General features: G+C 65.6%; 14 protein-coding genes. 7 read left to right on the top strand and 7 right to left on the bottom strand.

Features of this window, described 5'->3' with window-relative positions:
* Positions 1–298 precede the first annotated feature (298 nt).
* Complete coding sequence (locus DX923_RS01270) at positions 299–1237, top strand: GDSL-type esterase/lipase family protein (RefSeq protein ID WP_162872697.1); 939 nt, start codon at positions 299–301, stop codon at positions 1235–1237.
* A 94-nt stretch (positions 1238–1331) separates the two neighbouring features.
* The gene (locus DX923_RS01275) at positions 1332–4832 is read left to right on the top strand and encodes a bifunctional proline dehydrogenase/L-glutamate gamma-semialdehyde dehydrogenase (RefSeq protein WP_116112118.1); all 3501 of its coding nucleotides are present in this window, start codon (positions 1332–1334) and stop codon (positions 4830–4832) included.
* Positions 4833–4879: 47 nt separating this feature from the next.
* Here DX923_RS01275 and DX923_RS01280 read toward each other — a convergent pair whose 3' ends face one another.
* Genes DX923_RS01280 through DX923_RS01290 form a run of 3 tightly spaced genes read right to left on the bottom strand, consistent with a single transcriptional unit; the run spans position 4880 to position 7264 of the window.
* On the bottom strand, positions 4880–5578 hold the full coding sequence (locus tag DX923_RS01280) for a VOC family protein (RefSeq protein WP_116112120.1): 699 nt from the start codon (positions 5576–5578) through the stop codon (positions 4880–4882).
* Positions 5578–6201, bottom strand: a complete 624-nt coding sequence (locus DX923_RS01285) for an SAM-dependent methyltransferase (RefSeq protein WP_116112121.1) — start codon at positions 6199–6201, stop codon at positions 5578–5580. The genes DX923_RS01280 and DX923_RS01285 overlap by 1 nt, the downstream gene beginning before the upstream one ends.
* Entirely contained in the window at positions 6194–7264 is a 1071-nt protein-coding gene (locus DX923_RS01290) for an enoyl-CoA hydratase/isomerase family protein (RefSeq protein ID WP_116112123.1), read from the bottom strand. Before DX923_RS01290 ends, DX923_RS01285 begins: the two co-directional genes overlap by 8 nt.
* Before the next feature lie 136 nt (positions 7265–7400).
* Between DX923_RS01290 and DX923_RS01295 the strand changes: the two genes are divergently transcribed.
* Positions 7401–7886 carry an ATP-binding protein gene (locus tag DX923_RS01295; protein WP_116112124.1) on the top strand — a complete coding sequence of 162 codons (486 nt, stop codon included), beginning with the start codon at positions 7401–7403 and terminating at the stop codon, positions 7884–7886.
* A gap of 35 nt (positions 7887–7921) precedes the next feature.
* The gene (locus tag DX923_RS01300; protein ID WP_116112126.1) at positions 7922–8824 is read left to right on the top strand and encodes a DUF5926 family protein; all 903 of its coding nucleotides are present in this window, start codon (positions 7922–7924) and stop codon (positions 8822–8824) included.
* A 24-nt stretch (positions 8825–8848) separates the two neighbouring features.
* Here the strand turns inward: DX923_RS01300 and DX923_RS01305 are convergent, their stop codons facing one another.
* On the bottom strand, positions 8849–9595 hold the full coding sequence (locus DX923_RS01305; RefSeq protein WP_162872698.1) for a Crp/Fnr family transcriptional regulator: 747 nt from the start codon (positions 9593–9595) through the stop codon (positions 8849–8851).
* Positions 9596–9769: 174 nt separating this feature from the next.
* Between DX923_RS01305 and hcp the strand changes: the two genes are divergently transcribed.
* The 3 genes from hcp to DX923_RS01320 all read left to right on the top strand — a co-directional run bounded on the left by hcp (position 9770) and on the right by DX923_RS01320 (position 13443).
* The gene (gene hcp / locus DX923_RS01310) at positions 9770–11383 is read left to right on the top strand and encodes a hydroxylamine reductase (protein ID WP_116112129.1); all 1614 of its coding nucleotides are present in this window, start codon (positions 9770–9772) and stop codon (positions 11381–11383) included.
* Positions 11384–11706: 323 nt separating this feature from the next.
* Positions 11707–12645 carry an ABC transporter ATP-binding protein gene (locus DX923_RS01315; RefSeq protein ID WP_116112131.1) on the top strand — a complete coding sequence of 313 codons (939 nt, stop codon included), beginning with the start codon at positions 11707–11709 and terminating at the stop codon, positions 12643–12645.
* A 30-nt stretch (positions 12646–12675) separates the two neighbouring features.
* Complete coding sequence (locus DX923_RS01320) at positions 12676–13443, top strand: ABC transporter permease (protein WP_116112133.1); 768 nt, start codon at positions 12676–12678, stop codon at positions 13441–13443.
* A 10-nt stretch (positions 13444–13453) separates the two neighbouring features.
* On the opposite strand, the gene DX923_RS01325 is transcribed toward DX923_RS01320, so the two are convergent.
* The 3 genes from DX923_RS01325 to DX923_RS01335 all read right to left on the bottom strand — a co-directional run bounded on the left by DX923_RS01325 (position 13454) and on the right by DX923_RS01335 (position 16261).
* A complete protein-coding gene (locus tag DX923_RS01325) occupies positions 13454–14233 on the bottom strand; it encodes a phosphatase PAP2 family protein (protein WP_116112134.1) in 780 nt (259 codons plus the stop codon).
* On the bottom strand, positions 14230–15330 hold the full coding sequence (locus tag DX923_RS01330; protein ID WP_116112136.1) for a diacylglycerol/lipid kinase family protein: 1101 nt from the start codon (positions 15328–15330) through the stop codon (positions 14230–14232). The genes DX923_RS01325 and DX923_RS01330 overlap by 4 nt, the downstream gene beginning before the upstream one ends.
* Positions 15331–15394: 64 nt before the next feature.
* The gene (locus tag DX923_RS01335; RefSeq protein WP_116112137.1) at positions 15395–16261 is read right to left on the bottom strand and encodes a hypothetical protein; all 867 of its coding nucleotides are present in this window, start codon (positions 16259–16261) and stop codon (positions 15395–15397) included.
* Positions 16262–16330: the final 69 nt, after the last annotated feature.

The raw sequence follows: 16330 nt of genomic DNA on the forward strand, positions 1-16330 counted from the left end.
ACCGGTCACTCGGTACCGGTTCCCCTGGATCTGGCACTCGCTTTCCCCTGGCGAGCGCCACAGCTCCTATCGACCAGGTGGTCCTCCGTATGAGTCATTCGTCCAAAACGATCGAACAAGACTGGCGCGGAGTCTGGCTCGACATTTTTCGCCACATCGGCTGTAGGGGAGGGCTGCCGTCGACCTCATCTTCCTACGACCTCGACAGATTCCCCCGTGTGTCCTTTAAGTCTCTTTCATCCTTTCTGTGCTTATCGTCGAAAGACGAGTCGCCCCATGGACGCTCAGGAGCTGCACGGTGAAGACACTGAGGACCCGCACGACGGTCTTGGCCGTCATCTTTTCGCTCTGCCTGGGCGCTGCCGCTGCCGTGACCGGTAGCTATCTGCTTCGTGACGAGCGGGCAGGTGCAACCATCCCGACCACTGCCGACACCCGCCCCGTCGCAGCAGCCACCACCACTGCACCAGGAAGTCAGGTCTCGGCATCCACCCTGTTGTCCGCAGACGGACGTGCGCCCAGCTATGGCACCGAACAGCCTCGCCCGCCCTCGGCGCACCTTCCGGACAAGGCGGCCCGCTACGACCCCGATGCTGTTGTCATCCGCCATCCCGACCACGATTACGGCAGCGGGTTCCACAGCGACTACGGAAAATTCACCCGTGAGGTGTCTTCGGCCGATGACTTCCGTCGCGCAGTCGCAGACCCCGCTGGATGCCTCGTCATCGGTGACTCCATCGCCACCTTCGTCATCCGTGACCTCGTCGCCGACCTCCGTGAGGGAACCGGCCACGCCTGCGTCCACGACACCTGGCCAGGACGAGCCACCGAAGGCACCGCCAATGCGCTTCTCGACCTGCAACTCCGCTACGGGCTCCCGCCGCAGATCATCGTCATGTCCGGCACCAACGACATCTTCAACCCGCCACTGTTCGAGCCCCAGATGGAACGCATCCTCGACGCCATCGGACCGGAACGGCGCATCCTCTGGGTCAGCACCTTCGACTCCCGGCGCCCGCACAGCCCCCGATCGGCTGCCGACGAACGCAATACCGCGTGGATCAATGGGATCCTCACCCGGCGAGCCGCCAGCACCCCCAACCTGACCATCGTGCCCTGGGATGCGCTCTTCCGCGGAAGGTCCGACAATATCGACAACTTGCTCTCGGACGGGGTCCACCCCAATGCCGCAGGTGTCGAAGCCATGATCGGCCTCGTCCGCAGCTCACTGTCCTGAGATCCCTGCCGCAGCGAAAAAAGATCAAGAACACTTTAAATTCGCACCCTCATTCGGGGGACACAGGAGGCTGCCGGTCACGATACTTGCGGGCATGACGCATCCTTCCGTTTCTGTGGCCCAGCCCGGCCCGCAGGCCCTCGCGCCATATGTCGAGGAGTCTGTCGCTCTCGCGAAACGGTGGTACGCCGCCACGGAAGAAGGACAGACTCCCGCCGAGCGCGCGACCACCACCCAACTGGCTTCGCTCGTCCGCGACGAGACCGGCCTCGACCTGGCCGTCACCTTCGTCGACCGGGTTGCTCGCCCCGAAGACCCCTATGTCGCTGCCCGCGACCTCTCCCGGATCTCGCCGAAGAATGCGGCTGGATTCCTGGGCAAGATCGACCTCGGGCTGCTGGCCATGGGCACCGTCGCCGCACCGCTGGCGCCCCCACTCGTCGTCCCCGTCGCGCGCTGGCGGCTCCGCCAGATCATCGGCCACCTCGTCGTCGACGCCCGTGACCCTCAGCTCGGAGAACATCTGGCCGCCCAACGGGCCCAAGGATTCCGGCAGAACATCAACCTGCTCGGCGAAGCCGTCCTGGGAGAGAACGAAGCCGCCGGACGTACTCGTCGCACCACCGAACTGCTCCGCCGGGAAGATGTCGACTACGTCTCCATCAAGATCAGCTCCTTGGTGTCGCAGATCTCCACCTGGGACACCGAAGGCACCGTCGAACGATGCATCGAACGGCTGCGCCCCCTCTACCGGGTCGCCAACTCCAAGGTCCCGGCCTCCTTCGTCAACCTCGACATGGAGGAGTACCGCGACCTCGACCTGACCATAGAACTGTTCACCCGTCTCCTGGACGAGGACGAATTCCTCGACCTGGAAGCCGGGATCGTCCTCCAGGCGTATCTGCCCGATGCGCTTCCTGCGATGGAACGACTCATCACCTGGGCACGTCGACGTCGTGCCCGCGGCGGTGCACCCATCAAGATCCGCCTCGTCAAAGGTGCCAACCTGGCGATGGAACAGGTCGAAGCTCTCCTCCATGGGTGGAAACAGGCCCCGTACACCACGAAGGTCGATGTGGACGCCAACTATCTGCGCTGCATCGAACGGGCCTTGCGCCCGGACGTCGTCGACGCCGTTCGTCTCGGTGTCGCCAGCCATAACCTCTTCGACGTCGCTCTGGCGCACCTGCTCGCCACCGACCGCGGAGTCAGCCACGCCCTCGACGTCGAAATGCTCCAAGGGATGGCTCCGGCGCAGTCCCGAGCCGTGAAAGCCGATGTCGGAACGGTGCTGTTGTACACCCCCGTCGTCGCCCCCGAGGACTTCGACGTCGCGGTGAGCTACCTCATCCGGCGTTTGGAGGAGAACGCCACCAAGGAGAACTTCCTGCACGCGCTCTTCTCCATCCCCGGCCAACATGGCGGGGAGCGTCCCATGGACGATCAGGAAAGACGTTTCCGTGAATCGGTGGAACTCGCCCTGAACGTCCACACCGGGGCACGTCGCACCCCGGAGCGGCCGGAGATCACCGACGGATTCGACAACACCCCGGATTCGGACCCCTCGCTGCCGGCGACCCGGTCATGGGCCCGTGCCGTCCTGCACGACACCCCGCCACCCCTGGCCAGTCGAGTACTGGGCTCCGCCGCAGACGTCGAGGAGACCATCTCCAAAGCGGTGTCCGCGCAGTTGGCGTGGGGTTCACGCAGCGCCGCCGAGCGCGCTGCCATTCTGCGCGAGGCAGCGCGTTGTCTGGAAAGTCGTCGTGGTGAACTCATCACCGTCATGGCTGCCGAAGGGGGGAAAACCATCGCCGAAGCAGACCCGGAAGTCTCCGAGGCCATCGACTTCGCCCGCTACTACGCCGACCGGGCACTGGACCTGGAGGACGGCGCCGCCGTTGACGGCGCAGCCTTCACCCCGGGGAAGGTCGTCCTGGTCACGCCGCCGTGGAATTTCCCGGTGGCGATCCCGCTGGGTGGTGTGCTGGCCGGTCTGGCAGCTGGATCCGCAGTCGTCATCAAGCCGGCGCACCCGACGGTCGGCTGTGTCGAGGTCGGCGTCGAGGCGCTGTACGACGCGGGTATTCCCAGAGACGCCCTGCAAGTGGTGCGCGCCGGCGACCGCGCGGTGGGCCGCACGCTGATCTCCCACCCCGACGTGGAGACGGTGATCCTGACCGGATCGAGCGAGACCGGCCAGTTGTTCACCTCGTGGCGCACCGAACTCCCGGCCGGTCCTCGAGTCTACGGAGAGACCTCCGGGAAGAACTCCTTGGTGGTCACTCCGGCCGCGGACCTGGACCTGGCGGTGGCCGACCTGGTGCGCTCGGCGTTCGGGCACGCCGGGCAGAAATGTTCTGCGGCCTCCTTGGCGATCCTGGTGGGCTCGGTGGCGACCTCCGAACGTTTCCGCCGCCAGCTGATCGACGCGGTGTCCTCGCTGCGAGTGGGCTATCCGCAGGATCTCAGCACCACGATGGGGCCGGTCATCGAGCCACCTGAGGGCAAGTTGCTGCGTGCCCTGACCACCTTGGAGCCTGGCGAACGCTGGTTGGTGGAACCCCGACAGCTGGACGACAGCGGACGGCTGTGGTCGCCAGGGCTGAAGGAAGGTGTCCGGCCTGGCTCCTTCTTCCACCTCACCGAGGTCTTCGGGCCGGTGCTGGGTCTGATGACAGCCCGAGACCTGGACGAGGCCATCGAGCTGCAGAATGCGACTGCCTTCGGTCTGACCGGTGGACTGCACAGCCTCGACGAGAAGGAGATCGACCGGTGGACAGACCTGGTCGACGTGGGCAATGCCTATGTCAACCGGCATATCACCGGGGCGATCGTCCGCAGGCAGAGCTTCGGCGGATGGAAACAGTCGGTGATGGGTCCGGGCGCCAAGGCAGGAGGGCCCAATTATGTTGCCCAGCTGGGCACGTGGCGTCCCGCCGGTACACCGCAACGTCTGTCCGACCCGAGTCTGCTGGTGCGTACCCGGACCCACAGCCTGCTTCCTCTGCTGACCGAACGGGCCGATCGCACCTGGTTGCGGGCGGCGATCGGTTCGGACGCCTACGCGATCGAGAACGAATTCGGCCGAGAGGTCGACGACTCCGCGCTGGTGGTGGAGACCAATGTCTTCCGGTACCGGCCGTACCCCCTGGTGTGGGTTCGGACCACCCCGGGGTGCAAGATCGTGGAACTGTTGCGAGTGGTGCTCGGCGGTCTCGCCACCGGCACCGAGGTCCGGATCAGCTTCGATCCGCAGACCTCTTCGGTCTTGAAGGCCATGGACGGCAAGGACCCCGAGACGAGCGCGGCGCTACGGGTGCTGAACGAGTACGTGGACCGGGCCGAGACGGATGAACAGTTCCGGGCCAGGGTCGCCGACGGCCGGATCGACGGACGAGTGCGCTTGATCGGTGAAGCGCCCGAGCTGGTCCGGGAGCTGTCCGGGGAAGAGGTCACGGTGCTCACCGGGCCGGTGCTGGCCACCGGTCGACGCGAACTCCTGGTGATGGTGCGTGAACAGGCGATCAGCCGCACCATGCACCGGTTCGGTCACGTGCCTGGTACGAAAGCCGGGGGTAACCCGGTCGGCTGAACCAAGGAGGCGGGCGTCAGCGGTGCCGAACCGTTGACGCCCGCGCCTCACTCGTCGTCAGGCCTGATGACGAGTTCGGTCTCTTCGATGAAGAATTCGTTGCCACAGGGGTCGGTGAGCAAAATTTCCCCAGGCCGGGCGCCCGCGATCCTGGTGGCCCCCAGGGAGAAGAGCGCTCCGACATCATGAGTGGCCAGCCGCGGTCGTAGCTTCCGGGAGGACGACGGGCAAGGAGTCTGCTGCCGGGCGTACACGATCGACTGGAAAGGTGCTCCGGGAACCGGCTCCACCCAGGCGTAGTCGCCGTCGTCGGAAGCGTGGTACCCGGTACCGAGCACCTCTCCCCACCATTGAGCGGCCACCACCGGGTCCGCGGTGTCCATCACCAGGTCGATGATGTGGTGATTCGATCCCGGCTCCTGAGGGAAAGCGCAGATCTCGGCCTCCTCCGGCCCCCGCAGCACCACCCACGGGTAGGAGGAGGCATCGATGACCTCCGCGCCCAGGTCCAGGAAGGTACTCAGCCGCCGGGTGGAAACGTCGACGTGAACACAACATTCGGTAGCTTCCGGGCCCACTGGGCGGATCCACAGCGCATCCCAGGCGTGGTCCCCGGACAGACGGACCGCACCGTCCTCGGTGGCGCGGGACGACATGCCCAGAACAGAGGCCCAGAACCTGCCCACGACGGCCACGTCATGGGCGTCCAACCACAGGTCCAGGAAACGTGCGACCGGCCCGACCATCAACGGCCGACCTGGGCAGGGAGAGACCGGGACCAGACCGCGGCGAGGAACTCTTCATCGGTATGGGTGACGACTCGCGTCCAACCGCGGGAGGTCAAGGCTTCGCCGAGCTCCCGATGCGCCTGCACTCCGGGAACCCGGTAGTCCTCGGCCTGAGGCCACCAATGCACGCCGATGACATCTGCGTCCTGCGCGGCGAGCCGGTCGACCAGGTCGTAGGTGGCGCAACGGTCATCCTCGTCGAGGTAGTAGAGCACCTCGGAGAGCACGATCAGATCAAGCGGTTCCGTGATCTGAGGGCGGTCGGGTAATGCGGACACCCCGCAGGTGACCTGGGGAGTGCCCGCAGTACGGGCTGCAGCGAGCGCAGCAGCGACCGGCGATACATCGGTGGCATTCACCTGGTCACATCGATCGGCCAGCCGAGCCGCCAGATGTCCGGTGCCACAGCCTGCATCCCAGGCCCGCCGATAGCGGGGGCGACGTAGACAAGCGAGAACGACATCGATCTTGCGTTGCTCGTACCAGCTGCTGCCGACCTCCCACGGATCTGGATCACCGGTGTACAGGGCGTCGAAGTCGACCGGCCCGACCGGAACGACAGCCAGCGACCGGTCACTCATCTCGTGGCCTCTCACCGTGGAGGACCTGCTGCACGTGTACCGGGTCGACATCGCTCACATGAACATCCTGCCAGCGTGGCCGACGATCTTTGTCGACCAGTTGGGCGCGGACACCTTCGTGGAAGTCCGGTTCATACGCGATAGCGCGGGCGATAGCCAGGTCGGCCTCGAGCACGGCCTCGATCCCGGTCATGTTCTCGGCCTGCCGGACAGAGGCCAGCGCGAGGGCGACAGCGAAGGGGGAACGCTCGACGACGGTCCGAGCCGTGTTGCGAGCTGCTTCGGCGTCATGGGCGGTCAACCGTTCGAGAACCGATACCGGATCGTCCCCTGCGTAGCACTCGTCAACCCATCCACGGTCGTCGACCAGGGCACTTTCCGGGGAGGTCTGACCCAGATCGGCAGCCGAGGGTGACTCACCAGCACCGTAAGCGCCGAGCACAGCCGGGAACTCCGTCGCCGGGACGACAGCATCGGCCAATCCCAGACGCACCGCGTCGGCACCACTCACCGTGCACCCGGTCATCGCGAGATGAGCCCCTAGCTGTCCAGGGCAACGGGCCAGGAGATGGCGAGCACCCACATCGGGGAAGAATCCGATGATCGTTTCCGGCATGGCGATCCGAGCCGCAGGGTCGACCAGGCGAACATTCCCGTGACAGGCCAGGCCGACACCGCCGCCCATGGTGACGCCTTCGATCAAGGACACGAAGGGTTTCGGGAAAAGAGCGATCATCCGGTTGACCGCGTATTCGACTGCGAAGAAGTTCACCGCGTCGACGGCTGCCTCCCCACCGGCGAGTATCCCCGCGCGGACAGCGACGACATCGCCACCGGCGCACAGGCCGCGCTCGCCGTTCCCAGTGAGGGCCACGACGTGGACCTGGTCGTCCGCGGCCCAGGCGGAGAGCTGGGCCTGCATCGAACGGACCATGTCCAGAGTGAGGGAGTTGATGGCACGCGGTCGGTCCAGAACGACCAGCCCGAGGTGTCCTTGTCGCCCGTAGGCCATGTGCGGGCTGGGGAGTTCTCCTGGGTGCAGTTGCCACGAGGCGAGATCCATGGCCCCAGCCTAGGCCCGGCGTCCGAGGCAGGTGGGCAGCCGCTGCCCCTGGTGAACCGGCGTGCATCAGTGGAGCGCCTTCGCTAGCGTGAGGACAGATGGTGTGAACAGGTCAAGGATGATCAGGAGGTCCACGGTGAACGACGAATCCGGAGCATTGGCCATCGATACAGGCCAGGACACGGACGCGAGGACGACGTCGACCCTCCAGCCGGAGGGACAGCGCAGCGTCCGCATCGTGCACGGTGTGGAGTCGGTTCCTCAGATCCGCCAGATCTTGCATGAGGATCTGCGCGCGCGGGGAGTCGACGAGGAGATCATCGGGGAGGTCGAGACCGTTGCTTCCGAGCTGGTGGCCAATGCGGTGAAGCACGCCAAGCCGTTGGGCGACGGCTGTGTGCGCATCCGGTGGAAGGTCAAGGGGGGCACTGTCGAGGTCGAGGTCAGTGACGGGGGCGCGGCCACCACGATCCGTCCGGTGCCGCCTTCGCCGTGGGCGAACAGCGGGCGCGGGCTGCGGATCGTACGTAGTCTCGCTCACGAATGGGGTGTGCAGGACGACAAGAGCGGCCGCACGGTATGGGCTTCCTTGGGTGGGCCGTCACGGCGCCGTCGGTTGTGACCCGGTCGGTGCTCCAGGCTCGTTAGGCTGTCCGCATGGGCAAGGCATCGCGGAGGAAACGTCAGGAAGCCGATAAGAGCGGCCAAGTGGTGAGAGCAGTCCCGGCTCCTTATGTGGCCAGGCCGTTCGCCGGTCTGCCCGGAGAAGCCGACTGGGTGGCGATGCGGGAGATCGTTCCCTCGGCGACCGCCACGGTGGGTCTGTTGGGCGGTGCCGTGGGGGTCCCGCAGAACGCACCGCGGCAGGTGACGGTGTGCACGATCCTGCCGATGGCCTGTCCTGCGCTGCGACGCACCGACGGCGAGATCTTCCTGGCTCTGCAAACGGTCAATGCCAGCGGGGACGCTTCTCGGGACTTGGCCCAGGCCTTGTTGGCCGCGCTGGCCCTCGAACCGGGAAGCGCGGTGGAGAACCTGCCGCCGGCCACGGTGGAGACCCCTCGACTTCAGGACCTTCTCGACCTTTTGGTCCCCTTCGAGGTCACCGTTCGGGACGACTTCGATTTCTGGGTCGCACCGGATGCGGATCTCCCGGCGGACGGCCGGGCCTCCCTCGCCGAGGCGAAGGAAGTGATCATCCCGACCTGTCGTCTGACCGGGGTCGACTCGGCCTATTGGTGTCGGGTCGGGGATCGTACCCACATCCGTTGGCTGCTGGCCCATGACGAGGACGCGGCCACGAATGCGTTGGCTCGCCTGCACGCCCGCGGTGCAGACCTGCTCGGTGACGGAACCCGCCTGTTGGGTGCTTTCCGGGCCGGTGGGCTGCTCTGCCCGGTCTGGGACCTGGACCCGGCGCTCGACGCCGCGGACTACGAGGAACCGGTGGCGAGGTTGGCCGAAGAGCTTGCGCGGGCGCTGGACGAGGACGGCCCGTTGACCGCTGACGAGCGTCGGGCGAAGAACGGGTTGTTGAGCAGGCAGCTGACCTTGCGTTGAGCGAGGGGCGCGGCCTCAGGTCCTTCAATGGCCGGCCGCGTCGTGCAGGGCTGCCAGGTCGTGCAGGACGACCTGGCGCCCCTTGGTGGTGATCAACCCTTCGGCAACCATGCGGCTCATCTCACGGATCATCGAGGCACGGGAGGCCACCAGGATGTCGGCCATCTCTTGGCGGTTGACCGTGAGTTGCACTGTCTCGTCGAGGCTCCGCGGCTGTTGTAGGAGGTAGGCGGAGATCTTTCCGCGCAGGCTGGGCGCGGTGATCACACCGATCCGGGTGTGCAGGTGGCGGGCCCGTCCGGCGAGTATCCGGGTGAGGTTCTGCAGGAGCCGCAGCCGGGCGAGGTCGCCGGGAGTGAGGGCAGCTGCTTCGTCGGTGAGTAGAGCTGCCGGGTCGATGAGCAGCGCACGGGCGGCTTCGGTGACATGGATGTCGGCCGGCCAACGGGGGGCGGGCAGGCAGGCGGTGACGGCACCGCAGACCTTTCCCGGGGTGATGACGTCGAGGATCTGGGTGCGTCCATCGGCATGGTGATGGGTGACGTCGATGCGTCCGGCGAGCAGCACGAAGAAATGGTGCTGGGGGTTGCCCTCGTAGGCGGGGATGCTGCCCGTCGGCCAGGTGATGATCCTGGCGTATCCGTCGTCGAGCATCTGGGCCAGGTCTTGCGGGTGCAGGCCGGTGGAGAGCCGTGAGGACAGAAAGACGGATCTGTCGACCAGGGTCATATGAGGGCTGCGGTGGCCTGTGCGGGGCGTGATAGGCGTCATCGGATCTCCCGGCCACATCAAGGCCTGAATTCCTGTAAATTAATGAAGAGTGTTGCCGCGGCAACAGACAATCTGTATGTCGAAAGCATAGCGTCGCTGGTGACACTGCCCATATATGGGTCACATAGTGCGTGGCGACCCCGCAACGCCCGCCTTCATTAAAAGGAAGAAGCCATGGCGACCGACTTGACCAGCATGTTCTGCTACCAGTGCGAACAGACCGCCCACGGCACCGGATGCGTCACCAAAGGCATCTGCGGGAAAACCCCCGCAACCGCCGGGGCCCAGGACGGGCTCACCTACGAAACACTCAGGCTGGCCGCCGCGATCGCCGAACGGGAAGGCGGGGCCGACTCCGCCACCGAGGACGAGATCGTGCTGATCATGGAGGCCCTGTTCACCACGATCACCAATGTCAGCTTCGGCACCGAAGCCTCCACCGGCTTCGCACACCGCGTCGACGAAACCCGCCGCTCCTTCGACCCCAGCCCCGAACGCACCCTGCCCGCCCTCGCGGACCATCGCGCGATCTTCGGCGAAGGCGGCGTCGAAGGCTCCTGCCGCAGCCTGCTCATCCTCGGTCTGCGCGGCATGGCCGCCTACGCGCACCACGCCTACGTGCTGGGATACCGCGATGGCCAGGTCGACCGGTGGCTCGTCCACGGCCTCGCCGAGGCCTCCCGCCATCATGACGTCCCAGAATGGCTCGGGCTGCTCCACGACTTCGGCCTGGCCAACTTCGCCTGCATGGAACTGCTCGACCGGGCGAACACCGCCAGCTACGGCACCCCTGAGCCCACCAGTGTCACCATGGACGTCGAGCCCGGCCCCTTCGTCGTCGTCACCGGCCACGACCTGCACGACATGAAAATGCTCCTGGAACAGTGCCAGGAAGCCGGTGTCGACGTGTACACCCACGGGGAGATGCTCCCCGGCCACGCCTACCCCGAACTGAAGAAGTACTCCGTCCTGAAGGGCAACTTCGGCACCGCCTGGCAGAACCAGCAGAAGGAGTTCAAGAACGTCCCCGGGGCCTTCCTGTTCACCACCAACTGCCTCATGCCGCCCCGCTGGACCTACCAGTCGAATATCTTCACGACCTCCGTCGTCGAATACCCCGGCGTCGCTCACATTCCCGCCGACGAGAACGGCTGGAAAGACTTCTCCCCGGTCATCACCCGCGCCAAAGAACTCGGCGGATGGCCCGAGCAACGCCACTTCAGCGGCATCAACGGAGGCTCCACCCTCACCACCGGTTTCGGGCACGGAGCCGTCCTCGCCGCAGCAGACCAGGTCGTCGCCGCCATCAAGGACGGCGCACTGAAGCACATCTACCTCGTCGGCGGCTGCGACGGCCGCGAACCCGGCCGCGACTACTACACCCACCTGGTGCAGCAGACCCCGGCCGACAGCCTCGTCCTCACCCTGGCCTGCGGGAAATACCGCTTCAACGATCTCGACCTGGGCCAGATCGGCCCCTTCCCCCGCATCATGGACATGGGCCAGTGCAATGACGCCTACTCCGCGGTGAAAGTGGCCTCGGCGCTCGCTGAGGTCTTCGAATGCGGGATCAACGACCTGCCGTTGACCTTGATGCTCTCCTGGTACGAGCAGAAAGCGGTCTGTGTGCTGCTCTCGCTGCTCTCCTTGGGGGTCAAGAACATCTACCTGGGTCCGACACTGCCGGCCTTCGTCTCTCCGGAGGTCTTCGAGGTCCTGGTCTCCGCCTTCGGTTTGCGGGGCACGACCACGCCCGAACAGGACCTGGCAGCGGTCGCAGGGAGCTGAGCCTGCCGCTGATCTGTAGGCATGACGGGTGGGTGCCCTCCGGAGGGGGTGGCTACCCGTCATGCCTTCGGAAAGCCGGCGTTCGCGCCCGGCCAGGGGACGTCTGCTGTGGATCGAGCCTGGCCGGCATCGAAGGTGGAGGTTATGTCAACGGGTTTATCCCTTTTGACTTCATCGTGCGCTTTATGGTGAAACCTGTCATGTGAAGTGCATCATGTGCGCACCTTTTTCGTGCCATATTCCAGGCTGATTGCTAATCTCTATTCCGTTAAAGAAGTGGCCCCCTGTCACATGGGTTAGCGATATCGGAGCAGGGAACGACGATGACTCTCGAGGACGAGCTCAGCCTTGACGTCGAGCCGTCGGAGCGAGGTGAGGCGCGAACTCCGGCAGCCTGTTTCCGGGGGGTGACCAAATGCTACAGCGCGACGAAAGCCTTGGACGGGCTCGACCTGGTCATTCCGGCAGGAAGCATCGTTGCGCTGCTCGGCCCCAATGGGGCGGGCAAATCGACGATGTTGGAAATCCTGACCGGTCTGCGCCTCCGTGACGCCGGTGAGGTGGAGGTCCTCGGTCTCGACCCCGGACGTGACCGGCGTCGACTGGCCGAACGCCTCGGCGTGCAGGTGCAAGAATTCAATCTTCAGCCGACGGTGCGTGTCGAGGAATCCTTGAGGTTCTTTGCTTCCCTTTACCGGAAGCCTCTTGATGTCGACTATCTGCTGCGTAAATTTGGGCTCGAGGAGAAGAGAAAGTCCCCTTTTCCGACATTGTCCGGCGGTCAGAAACGGCGGCTGGCCATTGCGCGGGCACTCGTGGGGAATCCTGAACTCGTCGTCTTGGACGAGCCGACCTCTGGGCTCGACCCACAAGGACAGGAATTTCTCCGACGGGAGACCCGGGCCCTGGCCCGCGAAGGCCGGACAGTATTACTCAGCACGCATGACGTCGCCGATGCGCAATTGCTTGCCGACACGGTGATCGTGATCGATGCAGGCCGGGCCGTCGCAGCCGGGGCTCCGCGGCAGATCATCGCCGAGCAGTGCCAGGGGTGGCGGGTCGAGATCACCGGTTCGATACCTGCGGGGATGGCCGACGGCCGAGAACACCGGATCGTGGAAGAAGGCGAAGTCACCGTCGTCTACGGCCCTGATCGAGCGTCGGTTACCGCTGGTCTGCAAGGTGTCCAGGTTCTCTCCGAGCGTGAGCCGACCTTGCAGGACGCCTATTTCCTGCTGACCGGCGCGTCCTTGCGCGCTTGACCGTAGATTGCCGATTCCGAGGAAGAGCCCATGGCGCGTGACGACGACTCTGCAACGGTTTCCGAGGTCCGCCAGATCCTGGCGTTGACCTGTTTGGAGATGTCGCTGTATTTCCGCAGGATCGGCGGGCTGCTCTTCGCGCTGTTCATGCCGACCGGTCTTTTCCTCCTGGCCACGCGCCTGTGGTACCCGCCGGAGATGCGGCATGTCGCGGTCCCGGACATGCTGGTCATCGTGGTGTTCTCCTCGGGGCTCTTCTCGATCGGGGTGGCGATCACCCAGCAGCGGGTTGACGGCACCTTGAAGACCTATCTCTCCTCTCCGCTGCGGCCTCGTTCGTATCTGATCGCGCAGATCGCCGATCGGGTGTCGGTCACCTTGGTCGGGACGCTGGTGCTCCTCCTCGTGGCCTATGCCGGTTATGACGTGCGCCTGGGCGGAAACTTCCTCGTCTTCCTCGGTTGTCTGTTGCTCTGTTTGGCGACGATGATCGCCTTCGGTTTTCTGTTGGCCTCGAGATTCACCTCGGTGGAGGTCGCAGGGGGCTCGTCCGGGCTGATCTTCTTCGCCGTGATGGTGGCCAGCGGTCAGGCCGTCGACCCAGGGAAGCTGCCTGGCTGGCTGGCCACGACGGTTGACCTGCTTCCCTTCAAGCCGATCGTTGCACTCATGCGCATCAGCTGGTCGGATGCTTCTTTCACCGGGGGTGGTACGAAGCTTCTCCTCGTCGCCGGCTGGCTGATCGTCTTCGTGGCGCTGGCGTCTCGTTTCTTCCGCTGGACCTCGACAGACCGGTGACGCTCGGCGATCAGCTCGCGCTCTGTCGAGCGGGGCGGTGGCGGAGTCCCACCCACGCCGCCAGGGTGAGACCGCCTGCCAGGAGGAGGCCGGCGAGTACATCACTGGGGAAGTGGACTCCCAGGTAGAGCCGGTTCAGCGCAGTCACCGCGCAGAAGAGGACAGCGACGCAGACCAGGCAGATCCGGATCCATGGCGGGCGACCGGTGAGCAGTGGCCACACCAGGACCAGCACCGTGCAGAACATCAATGTCGCGTGGAAGACATGCCCGGAGGGGAAGCTGAACCCGGGGGCCCAATGGGAGATCCCGGAGAAGTCCGGGCGGGGACGGGCCACCATTTCCTTGACTGTCGGCCCGATCTGCGAACCGACGTACATGGTGGCGCCGGCCCACAGGGTGCGATGGCGGTAGTCGCTGCGCCAGGCCCAGACGAGGGCCGGTGCGCTGAGTAGATAGACATTGGTGGGGGCCGAGATGTCCTTCCACAACAACAACAGCAGGATCATCGGACGGTTGCCGCGGGTGACTTCGGTGGCCGATCGGACGATGCCCTCGTCCCAGGAGATCATCGGGGCCCAGCCGAGGACGACCGAAACCGTGACGACTGCTGCCGGAAGGCAGGTACCGCAGGCGACCAGGGCAGCGATCAGGAAGCGGCCGGGAACGGTTCTGGCCAGGGCGATCCATTCCTGCAGCTTCTGTCTCCTCGGGTTCGGTCCGGGGCGGTCGGGGTCATCGCATGTCGCTGGCTCGGCGGAGAGAGGTTCAGGTGGAAGCGGACCACTCATGTAGGACTCCCGGCGGTGGTGCGGATGAGAAGGGCATGACGACGTACCGCCACTGTCAGCACCAGCCCGGGTCCGAGCGGGTCGCCGTCCAGTTGGACCTCTTGCGGGTGGTCGAGGGTGATGGACAGCGAGGTGCACCGGCGGTGTTCGACCATGGGGTGCCCTTTGCGCTGCTTCGTCAGCAGCCGTACGCCTACCCCGGCCCAGCCGACGATGCCTTGGGGGGAGAGGACGACCGCGTCGAGCGCTCCGTCGTCGATCTCTGCGTCGGGGAGCAGCTCGACCCCGCCCTGCAGCCGTCCGCAGTTGCCGATGATCACTGAGCGGACCCGACGGTGGCTGCTCTCCTCCTCGTCGAAGACGAGAGTTGCGGCGAAACGGTGCCCGTCGAGATTTTTCGCGCCAGAGACGAGATAAGCGGCCCAGCCGACGTGGGCCTTGAGGTCTTCGGGGGCCTGGGCCACTACGTCGGCGTCGAATCCCACGCCTGCCATCACGAGGAAGTAGTGATCCTCAGGTTCGGTCTGGGCGTCTTCGGGGATGTCGATGTTGACGACACCCACGTCGATGGCGCGGTTTCCTCCGGTGAGGGCCACACGCAGGGCTGCGGAGAGATTGTCGAGAGGTAGGTCGAGGTTGCGGGCCAGGAGATTCCCGGTGCCTCCGGGGAGCACCCCGAGGGGGGTGTCTGATCCGATCAGTCCGGCTGCCACGGCTCGGACGGTGCCGTCCCCGCCGAGTGCGCAGACGAGGTCGACTCCCTGATCGACTGCTTCGCGGGTTTGGGTGGCCCCGGTCTCCTCCTTGGAGGTCTCGTAGAAGATCGGCAGCGCCCATCCTTCCTCTTGGCAGACCCGGCTGATGGTGGCTCTGAGCTTGGAGGTCTCGGTGAACTTGGAGGGGTTGATCACGACGGCCGCGACCGGAAGGGTGTCTTTCTCCGGGTCCTCGCCCTCGGCTGAGGCAGGAGGCATCGACCCTGCGGTGTCCTGTTTGCGCTGGGCCAGCTGCATTCCTGCGGTGAAGAAGACTGCAGCGATGACGATCAGGCCGATGATCAGAGCAATGAGCTGCGTCGACCAGCCGAGTTCGTTCACGCCATGACGATACTGGCGTAGGAGGTTTCAGACGACTTGACGGGCATCCGACGTCATATGAGTGTCAGTGTGTCTCGTTGATGTCGGCGTTCGGGCAGTTGGTGTCTGTTGTTGAGTCGGGCACTGCAGGGGTGGCCGAGACGTGGAGCCAGGCTGCGACGACCGTGGCCGCGAGTACGGTCAGGGCGATGTCCTGGAAACGCTCGGTGGGCTGTCCGGTGGTCATGCCGTGAGCGCACAGGACGGCAGCGGACAAGGTGACCCCTAGGACCAGGAAATTCTTCACCGGGGTTGTCCAAGGTGCTCCCCTCGATGCCGAGGGGCTCGACGGACGGGCGGCATGGCTTGCGGTGTCGAGGGCCGCCGATATCAGGGCGACACCGAGTAACCCTGCAGCCAGCGCCGGTCCGGTGGCGGGTCCAGCGGGCTCCTTGGTCAGTGGGAGCGCGCAGAGCAGTCCGACGGTGCCGAGGAGGGCGGACAGCAGGAGCATGCGTTGGACGGTGAGCGCGGTCATGACGGTCGGAGTGACCCGGGTGATGAGGAGCCAGCCGACCAGGGCGACGGAGACAGCGAGGGCGAGGTGGAACGTCTGGCCCTGGGCGCGGGCCGCGAGGACGAAGAGTGCGGCTCCGGCTGAGGTGATGGCGATCCGTGCCGGGAGAAGGGCGGCGTGGAGGGGAGGCGCCAGGTATCCGGGTCGGCTGACGGTGGGGGACGGGGTGTATCCGGGTCGGCGGAGAAGAGACGCCAGTTGAGAGGGGGCCCAGAGGAGGAGGACGGACAGCAGGCCTGTCAGCAGTGCTGGGGGGACACCGCGGGCGTGCCACAGGTGGAGGAGCGGTAGGGCGAGGACGGCGGTGCCCAGGTGGAACAGGAGTGGACGGTCGACGTGCGGAGATGTCGACGGTGCGCTGTCGAGGGCGGGCACGGTGGCCTTTCAGGGGTGCGGCAGAATCACAGGTACGACTGGCGGGCCAGGCCATACCCGTCACTCGTG

The organism is Austwickia chelonae (assembly GCF_003391095.1).
GTDB classification, from domain to species: domain Bacteria; phylum Actinomycetota; class Actinomycetes; order Actinomycetales; family Dermatophilaceae; genus Austwickia; species Austwickia chelonae_A.